General features: G+C 60.0%; 13 protein-coding genes. 7 read left to right on the forward strand and 6 right to left on the reverse strand.

All coding sequences use genetic code 11. The features are described 5' to 3' along the window. The first annotated feature begins 133 nt into the window (after nucleotides 1–133). The 3 genes from purD (at nucleotide 134) to Q8X48_RS03250 (ending at nucleotide 4,970) form a co-directional block, all read left to right on the forward strand. Nucleotides 134–1,429 (forward strand): phosphoribosylamine--glycine ligase, encoded by a 1,296-nt coding sequence (gene purD, locus Q8X48_RS03240; protein ID WP_007971374.1) that lies wholly within the window; start codon nucleotides 134–136, stop codon nucleotides 1,427–1,429. 100 nt (nucleotides 1,430–1,529) lie between these two features. Continuing rightward, entirely contained in the window at nucleotides 1,530–4,307 is a 2,778-nt protein-coding gene (locus tag Q8X48_RS03245) for a hybrid sensor histidine kinase/response regulator (RefSeq protein ID WP_407799617.1), read from the forward strand. 66 nt (nucleotides 4,308–4,373) lie between these two features. Further along, complete coding sequence (locus Q8X48_RS03250; RefSeq protein ID WP_007971378.1) at nucleotides 4,374–4,970, forward strand: MarC family protein; 597 nt, start codon at nucleotides 4,374–4,376, stop codon at nucleotides 4,968–4,970. Nucleotides 4,971–4,977: 7 nt separating this feature from the next. On the opposite strand, the gene Q8X48_RS03255 is transcribed toward Q8X48_RS03250, so the two are convergent. The 6 genes from Q8X48_RS03255 to cobG all read right to left on the reverse strand — a co-directional run bounded on the left by Q8X48_RS03255 (nucleotide 4,978) and on the right by cobG (nucleotide 11,165). Further along, nucleotides 4,978–5,697 (reverse strand): hypothetical protein, encoded by a 720-nt coding sequence (locus Q8X48_RS03255; RefSeq protein WP_407799618.1) that lies wholly within the window; start codon nucleotides 5,695–5,697, stop codon nucleotides 4,978–4,980. Nucleotides 5,698–5,751: 54 nt separating this feature from the next. Then, on the reverse strand, nucleotides 5,752–6,567 hold the full coding sequence (locus tag Q8X48_RS03260; RefSeq protein ID WP_041474975.1) for a hypothetical protein: 816 nt from the start codon (nucleotides 6,565–6,567) through the stop codon (nucleotides 5,752–5,754). 219 nt (nucleotides 6,568–6,786) lie between these two features. Continuing rightward, nucleotides 6,787–8,493, reverse strand: a complete 1,707-nt coding sequence (gene cobJ / locus Q8X48_RS03265) for a precorrin-3B C(17)-methyltransferase (RefSeq protein ID WP_407799619.1) — start codon at nucleotides 8,491–8,493, stop codon at nucleotides 6,787–6,789. Beyond that, nucleotides 8,493–9,227 (reverse strand): precorrin-2 C(20)-methyltransferase, encoded by a 735-nt coding sequence (locus tag Q8X48_RS03270; protein WP_015093294.1) that lies wholly within the window; start codon nucleotides 9,225–9,227, stop codon nucleotides 8,493–8,495. Before Q8X48_RS03270 ends, cobJ begins: the two co-directional genes overlap by 1 nt. After that, entirely contained in the window at nucleotides 9,224–9,850 is a 627-nt protein-coding gene (locus tag Q8X48_RS03275; RefSeq protein WP_407799620.1) for a precorrin-8X methylmutase, read from the reverse strand. Before Q8X48_RS03275 ends, Q8X48_RS03270 begins: the two co-directional genes overlap by 4 nt. Continuing rightward, nucleotides 9,843–11,165, reverse strand: a complete 1,323-nt coding sequence (gene cobG / locus Q8X48_RS03280; RefSeq protein ID WP_407799621.1) for a precorrin-3B synthase — start codon at nucleotides 11,163–11,165, stop codon at nucleotides 9,843–9,845. Before cobG ends, Q8X48_RS03275 begins: the two co-directional genes overlap by 8 nt. A gap of 286 nt (nucleotides 11,166–11,451) precedes the next feature. Here cobG and Q8X48_RS03285 point away from each other — a divergent pair, with 286 nt between their 5' ends. From Q8X48_RS03285 to Q8X48_RS03300, 4 genes are all read left to right on the forward strand, one after another. Continuing rightward, nucleotides 11,452–12,099, forward strand: coding sequence for a hypothetical protein (locus tag Q8X48_RS03285; RefSeq protein WP_407799622.1), 648 nt, complete (start codon nucleotides 11,452–11,454; stop codon nucleotides 12,097–12,099). Between the two features lie 158 nt (nucleotides 12,100–12,257). Continuing rightward, on the forward strand, nucleotides 12,258–13,469 hold the full coding sequence (gene cbiE, locus Q8X48_RS03290; protein ID WP_407799623.1) for a precorrin-6y C5,15-methyltransferase (decarboxylating) subunit CbiE: 1,212 nt from the start codon (nucleotides 12,258–12,260) through the stop codon (nucleotides 13,467–13,469). Beyond that, nucleotides 13,462–14,559: a cobalt-precorrin-5B (C(1))-methyltransferase gene (locus Q8X48_RS03295; RefSeq protein ID WP_407799624.1), complete on the forward strand. Its 1,098-nt coding sequence runs from the start codon at nucleotides 13,462–13,464 to the stop codon at nucleotides 14,557–14,559. Before cbiE ends, Q8X48_RS03295 begins: the two co-directional genes overlap by 8 nt. Further along, complete coding sequence (locus Q8X48_RS03300; protein WP_407799625.1) at nucleotides 14,556–15,284, forward strand: cobalt-precorrin-6A reductase; 729 nt, start codon at nucleotides 14,556–14,558, stop codon at nucleotides 15,282–15,284. The genes Q8X48_RS03295 and Q8X48_RS03300 overlap by 4 nt, the downstream gene beginning before the upstream one ends. The last annotated feature ends 21 nt before the right edge of the window (nucleotides 15,285–15,305 follow it).

Genomic DNA, 15,305 nt, shown 5'->3' on the forward strand with positions numbered 1-15,305 from the left:
TGCTCATTGCCAAAAGGCAACTCCGCTCATCGAGGTGGGCTCCGCCTTGCATCTACCGGCGTCATTGCAACCTCCTAGGGCGTGAAGCGCTTTAGGTTCCAAAACAGAATTAGCGTCATCCGAGGTTTTTGAAATGAATGTTTTGATCATTGGCAGCGGCGGCCGTGAACACGCCCTGGCCTGGAAAGTGGCTCAGGATCCGCGCGTGCAGAAGGTGTTCGTGGCGCCGGGCAACGCTGGTACCGCCATCGAAGCCAAGTGCGAGAACGTTGCCATCGACGTACTGGCGCTTGAGCAACTGGCAGACTTTGCCGAGAAAAACGTTTCCCTGACCATCGTCGGCCCTGAAGTGCCGCTGGTTGCCGGTGTTGTGGACCTGTTCCGCAGCCGCGGCCTGGATTGCTTCGGCCCGACCGCTGGCGCTGCGCAGCTGGAAGGTTCGAAAGCCTTCACCAAGGACTTCCTGGCTCGCCACAAGATCCCGACTGCCGACTACCAGAACTTCACCGAAATCGAGCCTGCCCTCGCCTACCTGCGTGAAAAAGGCGCTCCGATCGTGATCAAGGCCGACGGCCTGGCCGCCGGTAAAGGCGTGATCGTCGCCATGACCCTGGCCGAAGCCGAAGACGCCGTGCGCGACATGCTGGCGGGCAATGCCTTTGGCGATGCCGGTTCGCGCGTGGTCATCGAAGAGTTCCTGGACGGCGAAGAAGCAAGCTTCATCGTCATGGTCGACGGCAAGAACGTGCTGCCGATGGCCACCAGCCAGGACCACAAACGCGTCGGCGACGGCGACTCCGGTCCGAACACCGGCGGCATGGGTGCTTACTCCCCGGCGCCAGTGGTCACCGCCGACGTGCACAAGCGCGTCATGGACCTGGTGATCTGGCCGACCGTGCGCGGCATGGCCGAAGAAGGCAACGTCTACACTGGCTTCCTGTACGCCGGCCTGATGATCGACAAGGCTGGTAACCCAAAAGTCATCGAATTCAACTGCCGTTTCGGCGACCCTGAAACCCAACCGGTGATGCTGCGCCTGCAGTCGAGTCTGGTGTTGCTGGTTGAAGCCGCCCTGGCCCAGGCGCTGGATAAAGTGGAAGCGCAATGGGATCCACGTCCGAGCGTCGGCATCGTTCTGGCCGCTGGCGGCTATCCTGGTGACTACGCCAAGGGCACAGCCATCAAGGGGCTGGATGCTGCCGCCGCACTGGAAGGCAAGGTTTTCCACGCCGGTACGGCGCTCAAGGACGGTCAGGTAGTGACCGCCGGTGGTCGTGTGTTGTGCGCCACAGCCATGGGTGCCAGCGTCGACGCTGCACAGCAGCAGGCCTACAAGCTGGCGGCAACGATTGACTGGGAAGGCTGCTTCTATCGCAAGGACATTGGCTACCGCGCCATTGCCCGCGAGCGCGGCGAAAGCCAGGAATAAGGTAGACACCGCGCCAGGCAATGAACACGGTTCATTGCCTGGCTATTCCGGCGCCGCGCATCGTTATATTCTGGCATCAACCTATCGAAGGGATTTCGCCGTGCGCTGGCTCAGGATTGCCATAAGCTTAACCGTCACATTGCTGACCCTGCTCTGCATGCTACCGGCCCAGGCCGCGCAAGGCAGTGGCTGGGCGGTATTGCTCGACGAACAGGGCGACCTGCAACTGAGCGACATCCGTTCCGCACGCTACACCAATCAATTCAGCCCCATCGAGCTCGATCGCATTACCGCGGCTGAACCCGATGGAGCGCTATGGTTGCGATTCAAGCTTGCACCGGGCAAGCACGAACAGGTGCTGCGATTGTTCGCGCCTGACCTGCGCCAGTTCAACATGTACGTACTGGACGGCGACAAGCTGATCGACCAATCCAGCACGGGCAACGAACAACCCCAATCCGAGCGTCCATTGCCCAGCAGCGACTTCATGCTGCCCCTGCCGCAAAGCGACAGCCCGCTGGACGTCTACCTTCGACTGGCCTCCGACCACCAGTTACGACCCTACTTCACCCTGCAATCGGCGGTCATCGCGGCTGCCAACCAGAACCAGACGCTGATCTATGGCCTGCTGTTCGGTTGCATCGCCATGCTGATCCTGCACAACCTCATCCGCTACGCCTACACCCGCTCGCACAGTGCCCTCTGGCTGGCAGCGTGTGAAGGGCTGTTGATGCTCAGCCTGCTGCTGTTGCTGAACCTCGCCGGCCCCTGGCTACCGGACTGGCACGCACTGCAGACGCCGGGGGCTTACCTGACATTGCTGCTGACGGCACCCTGCGGCCTGATGCTTGCCTATCGCTTCTTCTCCCCGCTCGGACCGCACCCGCTGAACCGGTTGCTGCTCGGCGAGGTCCTGCTGATCACCGCCTGCGGCCTGATGCTGCTGTTCGTCAATACCTTGCCGCTGAACTTCATTACCTACGGCCTGGTAGCCCTGGCTGGCCTGACCATGCTGTTCATCAGCGCCTATCACTGGCAAAAAGGCTATCGCCCGGCCCGTCTCTTCGTGGCGGCCATGGTGGTGTTCAACCTCGCCACCCTGGTCATCCTGCCTGCGCTGTTGGGGCTGACCCTGGTCGAACCCCATGGCCTGATCACGACATTGCTGGTATTCATCTGCATCAGCGGCCTGCTGATGAGCATCGCGTTGAGCGAGCGCCAGCGCCGCATCACCGAAGACCGTTTCAGCATCAGCCGCGACCTGGCGGCCAGCAATGCCGAGGTCAACGCCAAGGCCGAGTTCCTGGCGAAGATCAGCCATGAAATCCGCACCCCGATGAACGGCGTTCTCGGCATGACCGAGCTGCTGTTGGGCACCCCGCTATCGGTCAAGCAACGCGACTATGTGCAGACGATCCACAGCGCCGGGAACGAGCTGCTGACACTGATCAACGAAATTCTCGACATTTCCAAACTCGAGTCCGGGCAGATCGAACTGGACGATGTGCAGTTCGACCTCAACGCGCTGATCGAAGACTGCCTGAGCATCTTCCGCGCCAAGGCCGAGCAGCAAAACGTCGAGTTGATCAGCTTCATCCAGCCGCAAGTGCCTCGAGTGATCAGCGGTGACCCGACACGCCTGCGCCAGACCCTGTTGAGCCTGCTCGAAAACGCCCTGAAAAAAACCGACGAAGGCGAAATCCTGATCGTCGTGGCGCTCGACGAGCGCAACACCAAACCGCGCCTGCGTATCGCCGTGCAGGACAGCGGCGAGCCGATGGACGCCGATGAACGCGACGCCCTGATGCACGCCGAACTGCACAGCCGGCATTTTCTGTCGGCCACCCACCTGGGCGGCAACCTGGGCCTGGTGATTGCCCGGCAACTGATACGCTTGATGCAAGGGGAGTTCGGAATCAAGAGTGGCAGCAACCAGGGCAGCACCCTGTGGCTGACCCTGCCGCTGGATCCGGATCGCCTCGAGCACCCGACCTCCGACCTCGATGGCCCGCTGCAAGGTGCACGGGTATTGGTGGTAGACGACAACGACACCTGTCGCAAGGTGCTGGTGCAGCAATGCAGCGCCTGGGGCCTCAACGTCAGCGCCGCGCCTTCCGGCAAGGAAGCGCTGGCACTGCTGCGCACCAAGGCGCATTTGCGCGATTACTTCGATGTGGTCCTGCTGGACCAGAACATGCCCGGCATGACCGGCATGCAACTGGCGGCCAAGATCAAGGAAGACCCGAGCCTGAACCATGACATCCTGCTGATCATGCTCACCGGCATCAGCAATGCGCCGAGCAAGATCATTGCGCGCAACTCCGGCATCAAGCGCATCCTCGCCAAACCGGTGGCCGGCTACACCCTCAAGACCACCCTGGCCGACGAACTGACCCAACGCAACAAAGGCCTGGTCGTCACGCAATCACTGCCAAGCGGCCCGCCCCCGCCGGTCAAGGTCCCCAGCGATTTCCGCATTCTGGTGGCCGAAGACAACAGCATTTCGACCAAGGTGATCCGCGGCATGCTGAGCAAGCTCAACCTGCAACCGGATACCGCCTGCAACGGCGAAGAAGCCTTGCAGGCGATGAAAGCCCAGCGTTACGACCTGGTCCTGATGGACTGCGAAATGCCGATCCTCGACGGTTTCTCGGCCACCCAGCAATTGCGCGCCTGGGAAGTCGGCAACCAGCGGGTCCGTACCCCCGTGGTGGCATTGACCGCCCACATCCTGGCCGAACACAAAGAGCGTGCGCGCCAGGCCGGCATGGACGGACACATGGCCAAACCGGTCGAACTGTCACAACTGCGTGAATTGATCGAACACTGGGTCGCCCAGCGTGACCAGCAGAATCGCGCAACGACCCAAACGTCCTGAGCCGACAGACTGCGCAACCCCTGATAGACTCCCCCCTCGACTTCCCTCGCCAGTGAGCCCGGCACCATGCTCCATGTGTTGTTCAGCGTTTACCTGAAGATGCTGGTGCTCTACAGCCCATTCTTCGTGTTGTCCTGCTTCATCAGCCTGACCCGTGGTTATTCGCGCAAGGAACAGCGACGGCTGGCCTGGAAAGTTGCAGTCGCCACACTGGTCTCCAGTGTGCTGCTGTACTTGTTCGGCCGAGTGATTTTCAGTGTTTTCGGCATTACCGTGGATGCGTTCCGCATCGGTGCCGGTAGCGTCCTGTTCATCTCGGCACTCGGGATGGCACAAGGCAAATCGGCGGTACAGACCGACAACGTGCAGCAGGATGTGACCATCGTCCCGCTGACCATTCCACTGACCGTCGGCCCGGGCACCATCGGTGCATTACTGGTGATGGGCGTGAGTCAGCCGCACTGGGACGACAAACTCACCGCCATTGTCGGCATTGCCATGGCCAGTTTTACTGTGGGCGTGGTGCTGTTTTTGTCCAGTCGAATCGAGCGCATTCTCGGTGATCAGGGATTACAGATCGTCAGCCGTTTGATGGGGCTATTCGTATGCGCATTGGCGGCGCAGATTATCTTCACCGGGGTGAGGGGGTATCTGGTGCCTTAGCCCCCCCCTAAGCAAGCTGCACCGCGTGTTCGCCGACCTTGATGCACAGTGCCTGCCGTTGCGGCCCTAGCCACCGCACTGTGTCTTCTCGGAATGCCGTGTATTCGTTGACAGCAAATCGGGCGTGAAGAAATGAAGTCGTCACACCTCCCTCTACGCGATTCAAAGCGAAGTCTTGCCCGATAAACTGGCCTTCAATCGGCTGATCTGTTTCAAAGAACACGGTGGCCAATGTTAAAAAACCATCAGCCTCGACTACGCCTGCCAGCACTCTCACACGATGAGTACGCTTGAGATTGTCTTCGATACCGACTGAATGAGTCCCACTCTCCAATATCGATTGCTCACGGAAAACCCCAGCCCCCAGCGACTGTACTGGCAGTTGCGCAATCATGCGCAGAGCACTTCCCATCAGGAGGACTTGCTGAGCGGACAGCCTTGATTGAAAGGCTGCATGCACAGCGTCATACACGGAAAAAATCGTAACGCCTGATCGAGGGAACATTCCTGAGGTTGCCCCCTGGTCATGGAACTGCCAGCCACAAGCGGCCAGCGTCTCCACGAATACTTCGGCCCATTTGGCGTGGGCGTGACCATTCGGAAAATCTTCCTCGGCGGTGAGTTGCGCAAACAAGACAGTGTCAAGGCTGTCCTGCAGGGCCGCAGGCGACAACGCCTTCGACATCAGCAAAATGCTGCCTGAATTTATTACTACGGAGTACGTCATTCGCTTTCCTTGATTCAGAAAGGCCAAAGGCCTGAAGCCTCTGGCCTCGTTCCTTCACTTGCGCCGGCTGAACCGCCTGACCAACACATCTTTTCGGTGTTCGCCGAGGTACTCTTCGATGTCCGACTTGATTTCCGCATAACGGGCAGGGTTGAACGTTACAAACGACTTTCCGTGAAAGATTTCCAGGGAAGAAGTCTTCCAGTCGACAAACAGCGCACCGCCATCATCACTACCACCCTGATGATCAACCGCGCCTACCGCGATCAGGATAATTCCGTTGGCCATTTGCTCGCAGGGAATAGTGGTCAGGCGTACGCCTTCCGTATTCTTCGCTTCAAGGTTGAACAGATTTAGTGCATCAGGCTCTTTCTTCAATGCATCCAGCGTGGAGTTGGTGATTGCACTGAGCACAGTTGCGCCAGGAATTGCGGCCTTTGCAGCCTCGACGGCAGCCTGGATAATATCGACCATGACATTATCCATCGTGATCTTCAGCGAAGTGGCACTGTACTTTGAGTAACCTTTATCTGGAACGAAACACCCCAACTCTTCCAGGCACTTGGTAAAGGCGTGATACCAAGCCTTGGGATCTTTATTCCCGGGCACTTCGTAATTAGCTTCCATCTTCGACATGGTAATCAGGTTTTCAATGATCGCCATGTTCTCGATGCTGATCTTGTCACCGTAGCCAATCAGACTGTTGCCCAACACCAGCGCGTCCAATTCCTTGGTAGGACTCGAAGCGACCGACGACATCAACGACATTGTGCGCGGCCGCTTGGCCATGGCACTTTTACGCATCTTAATGCATGCTCTTACGAAATCAGCACTTTTCGAAAAACTTACAGAACTTTCAAAGTCATCCACAAGCAATACTCCTTTATTTATTAACAAGCGCTCCATCCAGAAGCGCCTTAAAACTAACGCAGCTCACTCCAACCATCAACCGCAACTAAATACAACATGTGTATATCAATCATTACAAACTAGCGAGACACGCATTCAACAACAAACAAACAGACACCGCCCACCAGGCCATTACTAATTAATAATGGCCTGGAGTTATTCAGCAGTCCGGAACAGTAACTATTGAATCGGGGTAAGCTTGTCGCCATAACTGCGTGGTGTGTACACCCAGGTACTACCGTCCAGGCGAGGGAACACACGAGTTGTCGAAGACCCGATGAGTACCATTGTCCGCATGTCCACCTGATCGACACCCAGTTGACCCAGCGTGGTCACCCGTAACGTCTGACCCGGACGGCCAATATCCCGCCCCAATACGACGGGAGTTCCCGGCTCACGGTGCTGGCTGACAATCTCCAGCGCCCGGCCCAATTGCCATGGGCGTGAACGAGAGATCGGATTGTAGAAAGCCAGCGCAAGATCGGCTTGCGCGGCCAGGTCCAGACGTTTTTCAATGATCGACCAGGGCTTGAGGTTGTCTGACAGCGACAGCACACAGAAGTCATGACCCAACGGCGCACCGGCCTGGGCGGCCGTCGCCAGCGAGGCTGAGACACCTGGCAGGATTTCGAGATCGACGTTGTGCCAGGCGGCATCGCTGGACTCGTGAAGCGCCTCCAGCACAGCCGCGGCCATGGCAAAGACCCCCGGATCACCGGACGACACCACCACCACAGAACGCCCTTGAGCCGCCAGTTCGAAGGCGTGACGGGCACGCTGCATTTCTTCGCGGTTATCCGTGCAGTGCAGCACCTGGTCAGCCCGGAATGGCCCGGCCATGCGTACGTAGGTTTCGTAGCCGAGCACATCGTTGGCGCGAGCCAGTTCTGCCTTCACCGCCGGCACCATCAAGTCGGCAGCGCCTGGCCCGAGGCCAATCACCGCCAGCCGTCCGCGCGGTCGGCCGATCTGCGATGGCTCCAACGGCTGCTCGGCGACTGCAATGGCAACCACGTCATCGCCGACGATGGATACAGGCCTGATGGCATGATGCACCAGCTCAGTCGCCGCACCTGCAGCGCTGACAAAACGCAACGGCACACTCAGCTCAAGCGCCGCTTCGCGCAACGTGGAGCCGGCCATTTCACTATCGGCTGCCAACAGGCAAGCCACCGATTGCACTGCGATTCCGGCCTGACGCAAAGCCTGGCGAATGGCGGCCGATGCATCGGCCACTTCACCCGCCACGGCAACCAGCACGTTGCGTGGATAGATCCGCAATTCGTGGGCCGCAGGCGCTCGCTCGGCATGACCGACGTGAACGGTCAGTCGCGCGTGTTCATTCTCAGGCAATTGCGCTTGCGCCAACCACGGTGCAGAACCTTCGATACGCACCGTTTCACCCGCCAGCAAATCGGACACGAAACGCTTGCCCAATTCCAGATCGCCCAAGACATACCCACTGGGCGGATTGAGCAGGCAGGTGCCGAAACGCAGTTCACCGCTGGTGGTGATCGCCGCCGAGACTTCCAGTGCGGCGGCAATCTCGCGCGCCATCACATTCACGCCGCCAAGACCACCAAGCAGAGGCACCACCGCGCTGCCGTCTTCGGCCACGGCCAGCACTGGCGGCTCTGCGCCTTTTTCCAGCAGCAATGGCGCCAGCGTTCGGATCACGATCCCGGCTGCGCACAAGGCTATGATCGGCGTGTCCTGTTGATAAAGCTCACGCAGGGTCGCACCGAATTCACGGTAGACGCGGTCAGCGCCCTCAACCCGCCCGGTCAGGCCGTGGATCAACGCCCCCGGATAAAACTGCTGAATTTTCTGTGCGGTCGCGAGGCTGCCATTGCCGAGAATGACAATCGCCGGAACTGGACGGGTCATCAGCCTTGCCACCTTTCACCGGGAACGATGATCAACGAGAAGTACGGCGAAGACATCGGCTCGACCTGATCCAGCGGCACGATCTTCTGATTGGCCATGGTTGCGCGTTCGACGTACAGCGCACGCTCGGCCAGGCCGAGCTCTCCGAGCACCTGGCGGACCTTGGGAAAGTTGCGTCCCAGCTTCATGATCACCGCCGCATCGGCATCGGCCAGGCGACGCTTGAGTTCGTCGTGCGGCAGCACACCGGACAACACCGACAGACTCTGATTGCGATACACCAGCGGCGCACCGAGCACCGAGGCTCCGCCGAGCATCGAACACACGCCAGGCACGACTTCAGCCTGATAACGCTGGGCGAGCCGGTCGTGCAGGTACATGTAGGAGCCGTAGAAGAACGGATCGCCCTCGCAGATCACTGCCACATCGCGGCCTGCGTCGAGATGCGCGGCCAGCTCTGCGGCAGCGTCATCATAGAAGTCGCTGATCACTTGCTCGTAGGACAACGGCGCCGGCAAGGCTTCAGTGGTCACCGGGTACACCAGTGGCAACAAATTCTGTGCGTCCTGCAGGTGCGCTTCGATGATACCGAAGGCGTTGCCCTTCTTGCCCTTGGCGACGAAGTACGCCACTACAGGCGACTCGCGCAGCAGTCGCAACGCCTTGACGGTAATCAGTTCCGGATCACCGGGACCGACGCCAAGGCCGATCAAACGTCCAGGTTGCTGCATCATTCGATCTCCGTGGCGAGGGCATTGACGGCGGCGGCAGCCATGGCGCTACCGCCCAGGCGACCCTGCATGATGACAAATGGCACGCCACGGCTGTCAGCCGCCAGCGCTGCCTTGGATTCGGCGGCGCCGACGAAACCTACAGGGAACCCGAGGATCAGCGCCGGTTTCGGCGCACCGGCGTCGAGCATTTCCAGCAAATAAAACAATGCCGTCGGGGCGTTGCCGATGACCACCACGCTACCTTCCAGATGGGGACGCCACAGTTCCAGGGCAGCGGCTGAGCGGGTGTTGCCCAATTCACGGGCCAGCTGCGGAACGCTTTCGTCACGCAAGGTGCAGATCACCGGATTGTTCGCTGGCAACCGCGCGCGGGTCACGCCTTCGGAGACCATTCGCGCATCGCACAAAATCGGCGCGCCGGCCGCCAGCGCATCACGCCCGGCCTTGCCCGCCCCGTCGGAAAACTGCAAACCGTCGATGGCCTCGACCATGCCGCAGGCGTGAATCACACGGACCGCGAGTTTCTCCAGATCGGCAGGAATTCGGTCGAGGTTGGCCTCGGCGCGAATGATCGCGAAGGAGTTGCGATAGATCTCCTGACCGTCGCGGATGTAATCAAGCATCAAGGGGGCTCCGTGAGCGAGCGTCGAGCAAGGCCGCGACCGCTTCAATAGTAAGGTTGTGTGCGTGCAGCGCGCCGAAACCCGGCTGCGCTGCGTCGCGAAAATATAGATCGTAGTGACCGGGGGCGACGGCCAGCAACGTGACGGGCGCGATATGCGCGGCGGCGCAGGAACGCGGGCAACCGCTCAGGTGTATGTTCAGCGCCGGTCCATGGCGACGCAGCAACGCGGCCAATTGCAGGGCATCGCCCTTGGTATCGGCCAGGCCTTTGGCGCAACCGTTTGAGCCGGTGCAGGCGATCAGCCGGGACAATGGCTGATCGGCTTCACACTGCAGACCCAGACACTGCAGTCGCCGAATGACCTCAGCGGCATTTTCCGCGCGAACATTGGGCACCAGCAGACTTTGCCAGGGTGTGAAACGCAGACTCGAATCACCGAGTTCGCATGCCACTTGCGCCACGCCTCGCAGCATCGTCGGATCGAGCCGTCCCAGTGGCGGGACAGCCCCCACATAGACAACGCCGGAGTCGGCCTGGGGATGGGCGCCGATGTGCAAATCGCTGCCAGCCGAAACCCGCTGCCAATCGACAACCGCTTGCATCGATACACACTCAGCCAACCGAAGCAGAACGTGCCCGATCGAGTACTCGGCCAGCAAATGACGCATCCGCGTCTGCTCGGGGCGCGCCCGTTCAAGGAACAACTCAAGCACCGCGACTACCAGGGCATGGCCATCGTCGAGCGCGACCGAACCGACCGGTTGGTCCGTCGGGCATCCAGCCAACCCAAACGCCAGCCGTCGCACACCGTTTCGCTCGAAGGCCGCGAGCCACAGGTCGTGGGGATGCTCAAGCATCGCCAGAGCCTCGCCGCCATCGAGTTGCACAGCGAACTTGGCACTGAGATCGTGAAAGCGTTCCTGCTGTTGCACCGTGGCCAAAATCCGATCGGCAAGTGCACGGGTATCGAACAGCATCTGCTGATCGAACCCGGCGGCAGGGCTGAGCATCAGATTGCGAACATCGTCACCCGCCGCATGGCTCGGGCCCAATCCTGCGGCAAGCAGGCAGTCGATCAAAGCGGCCTGTTCGTTGCCGATGCCACGAATCTGCAAGTTGCCGCGATTGGTCGCCTCGATCACGCCACCGGCATATCGCTCGGCTGCATCGGCCACCGCGAAGGCCTGCTGTGCACGGATGGAACCACTGCTGAGTTTGATTCGGCAAATGCCGCCGTCCAACGCCTGGACGATACGCAGCAACCCGGGACAGGCCGAAGGGCGTAAAGGGTTGGATTTCTGACGAGGATTCACTGGATGACCGGTACGAGGCGAAGGGCAGCATTATGCCTGCTTTGTCAGGCGGGATGAAAAGTCCAGGCAAATGGACGACGAAAAGCGCCCGGCTCCGGCGTCAGAATATTTGTTCTGGCACACGAGTTGTACTGGCTCATGTCAGGCATAAACGCCGCAAAAAATACTGACAACAAAAATCAACTTCACAACCCGCTCTTATTTCAACCCCATATCGACTCCTGTACTTTTAATTCGCAAACAACAATAGCAAACATATCAAATAGCTAACTATCAGGAGCAACCCATGAGCAAAAACAGCCTGTCTGGAGCATTAACCGGACACAGCCTTACTTCATGCATAGACGAACTTTCACTGCAAGATCACAAAGACCTTACCGATTGCACACAAATAGCCACAAAATCCGCTGACATGCTTTGTAGTCGCTTCACTGATTCGTCAACGTGGCTGCATGAGTATGTAAATACGCTGGATTTCCTGGGTTGGTCTGTCTTTGAAAACGCGATTTTCACCCGCACCCGTAGCGTCATTTCACAAAGCGTTGCGCACTTTCTGGTGCAAAGCGCTGAAGGCATGCGGGACTCCCGACAAGGCAATGCCATGATAGACACGCTCGACGCGCTGAAGCCCGACAAATCGGCGCTGTTTTCACTGGATAAAGAGAGTCTTATGGGAGAAGGTTTTCAGGTAATACCTGCACGCTACGATTCAAGGGGGTTCCTTGAAATAGCCGTCTTTAATCTTGAATTGGTAGTAACCACAAGAAAAAGTGGTTTTTTGTTCTGGAACTGGGAAGATCAGGATGCACAAATCACCCAGCGCCGGGCCAGCCTTAAACTGGACAGATATAAACTCGAAAATAAAAAACCGCTGATTGAAAAAAAGCTTCGCGAGATCACCATGAAGAGATTCGAACTGCGCAAGCCATCATAAGATTGAATATCCTGACACTTGAATGGTGTCATCACGGTCAAAAGCACGCCTTCACCCGATGACAACAGGCGAATGCCGCGCCGCGGTATGATGCGCAACCGCCAGCCCGGCACGGACCGGCTCCGTGATTTGGCTTCGATTGATAGATGAGGAACAGCATGACCCCCTGGCTGACAGTAGTAGGCATCGGAGAGGAAGGCTTCAAGGGGCTTGGAAAAAATGCCCGACATGCTCTGCTGAAGGCTTCGCGGATCATTGGCGGTCAACGACAACTGGATCTGCTGCCAACCTGCATCCGTGGCGAACGGCAACTGTGGCCAAGTCCTTTTTCCCTTGAACCGGTCCTGGCCAGACGTGGCGAGCCCGTCTGCGTCCTGGCCAGCGGCGATCCAATGTTCTATGGCGTCGGCGCCAGCCTTGCCCGACAACTCCCTGCCAGCGAAGTGCTGACGCTTCCCGCGCCCTCCTCCTGCTCACTGGCAGCAGCGCGAATGGGTTGGCCCTTGCAGGACGTGGTCACCCTTTCGGTAGTGGCCCGGCCGCTCGCCACACTCAACGCCCACCTGTCCAGCGGCGTGCGCTTGCTGGTATTGAGCAACGACGGCCGCAGCCCCGCGGCCATCGCTGCACTGTTGCGCGAACGAGGCTTCGGCCCCAGCCGCCTCACCGTGCTGGAACACCTGGGCGGCGAAGCCGAGCGGCGTATCGACAGCATTGCCAGCGAATGGAACGCCCCGCTGATCGCCGACCTGAACCTGGTCGCCATCGAATGTGTCGCTGAACCGAATACACCGCGCCTGTCCCGACTGGCCGGACTGCCGGACTCCGCCTTCAGGCACGACGGTCAATTGACCAAACGCGATGTGCGCGCCATCACCCTCGCACGTCTGGCCCCGATCCCCGGCGAACTGTTGTGGGATGTCGGTGCCGGCAGTGGCTCGATCGGCATCGAATGGATGCGCACCCACCCCGGTTGTCGCGCACTGGCCATCGAGGCGGATGACGGCCGCCAGGCGTTGATCGAGCACAACCGCGATGCCCTCGGCGTTCCCGGCCTGCAGCTGGTTCGTGGCAATGCGCCGCAGGCCTTGGCCGGCCTGGAGCGACCGGACGCGATTTTCATCGGCGGCGGTGTCACCCGTGAAGGCGTGCTGGATACGTGCTGGGCCGAACTCAAGCCCGGTGGCCGGCTGATTGCCAACGCAGTCACCCTGCAAAGTGAAATGACCCTGATGGCCTGGCGCGAGCAACACGGCGGAGAGTTGACGCGAATTCATATCGCGCAAGCACAACCGCTGGGCAACTTTGACACCTGGCGCCAGGCCCTGCCGATTACCTTGCTGGACGTGACGAAGCCTTTCGATGCGTGACGAGACCGCCGAACAACCTGCACCGCTGCGCAGTGGCTTGACCACCGGCAGTTGCGCCACCGCTACCAGCCTCGCTGCCGCTCGCTTGCTGTTGGCCGGTGTAACGGCCGATGCGGTGGACATCGTGCTGCCCAAAGGCAAGCACGTGCAGATGCGTCTGGAGTTCTGCCGCCTCACCGAGGACGGTGCCGAAGCGGGAACCCTCAAGGACGCCGGCGACGATCCCGACGTGACCCATGGCGCCCTGCTGTACTCCCAGGTGCGCCTGAGCGCCGAGCCGGGGATTCGCTTCCATGCCGGCCGCGGCGTCGGCACCGTGACCCGGCCCGGGCTGGTGCTGGGTGTCGGCGAACCGGCGATCAACCCGGTGCCACGCAAAATGATCGGCGATCACCTGGCGGGACTGGCCGACGAACTCGGTTATGCCGGCGGTTTCGACGTGACGGTCAATGTCGAGAATGGCGAGGCACTGGCACTGAAAACCATGAACCCACGCCTGGGCATTCTTGGTGGACTGTCGATCCTCGGCACCAGCGGCATCGTCCGGCCGTTTTCATGCGCGGCCTACATTGCCTCGATCCACCAGGGCATCGACGTGGCAAAAACCAACGGTTACCTGCACATCGCCGCCTGTACCGGCAACGCCAGCGAAGACACCATGCGCCAGGTCTACAACCTGCCGGAAATTGCCCTGATCGAAATGGGCGACTTCGTCGGTGCCGTACTCAAACACCTGCGCAAAGTGCCCGTGGACAAGCTCAGCCTGTGCGGTGGTTTCGGCAAGATCAGCAAACTGGCGGCCGGGCATATGGATTTGCACAGTCGTCATTCGAGCATCGACCTGCCGCAACTGGCGCAATGGGCCGCACAGGTCGGTGCCGATACGGCATTGCAGCAAAGCATCCGCGAGGCCAACACCAGCCAGCAGGCACTGGCCATGGCCGCCGCAGCCGGGGTTGCCCTGGGCGACGCAGTCTGCCAGCACGCCCTGGATTTTGCCCGCAGCGTGGTGCCGGCACAGGTTCAGGTGGAAGTCTTTGCCATCGATCGCCAGGGCGGGATTGTCGGCCATGCAGGCGCGTTTCAATGAAGCGCATCCTGTTGCTCGGCGGTGTGACCGAAGCCCTGGCCATTGCCCGCACGCTGGGGCCGCAGCACATTTACAGCCTGGCCGGTATCGGTCGGGTGCCGACGGACCTGCAATGTCAGATCCGCGTGGGAGGTTACGGCGGTGCCGAGGGTCTGGCGCAATTCATTCGCGATGAAGGTATCGAACTGCTGGTCGATGCCACTCACCCCTACGCCGCCCAAATCAGCCAGAACGCTGCGACCGCCGCGCAATTGAGCGGCGTTCCCTGCTGGGCGCTGCGACGTCCGGCCTGGCAAGCCCGGGTGGGTGATGACTGGCGGGAAGTTGCCGATTGGGCCGAACTGATCGAAGCCCTGAAACCCTTCCGCCGACCGCTGTTCACCCTCGGCCGCGAGCCCCTGCAACACCTGGACGAAATTCCTGCGGAGCAATTCTGGACTCTGCGCGCGCTGGAGGTCTATCCGGGTAACGAGCGCTGCGAAGTGATCGGCGCACGAGGCCCCTTCCTGATTGAGGATGAACGAGCCTTGTTCGAACGCCGACAGATCGACGTATTGATCAGCAAGAACAGCGGCAGCGCAGCGACCGAGCCGAAGCTGGAAGTGGCGCGTGAGCGTGGGGTGCCGGTAATTGTTTTGAAGCGGCCGGTGTTGCCTTGGGTTGAGCGAGAGTTTGCGGCGGTGGCCGAGATACTGCAGGTAATGGTAGAGCAGCAATTGATCTGATTTTTGCGAACACGTCAGGGC

The organism is Pseudomonas sp. QLc11A (assembly GCF_052112305.1).
Classification (GTDB): domain Bacteria; phylum Pseudomonadota; class Gammaproteobacteria; order Pseudomonadales; family Pseudomonadaceae; genus Aquipseudomonas; species Aquipseudomonas laurylsulfatiphila.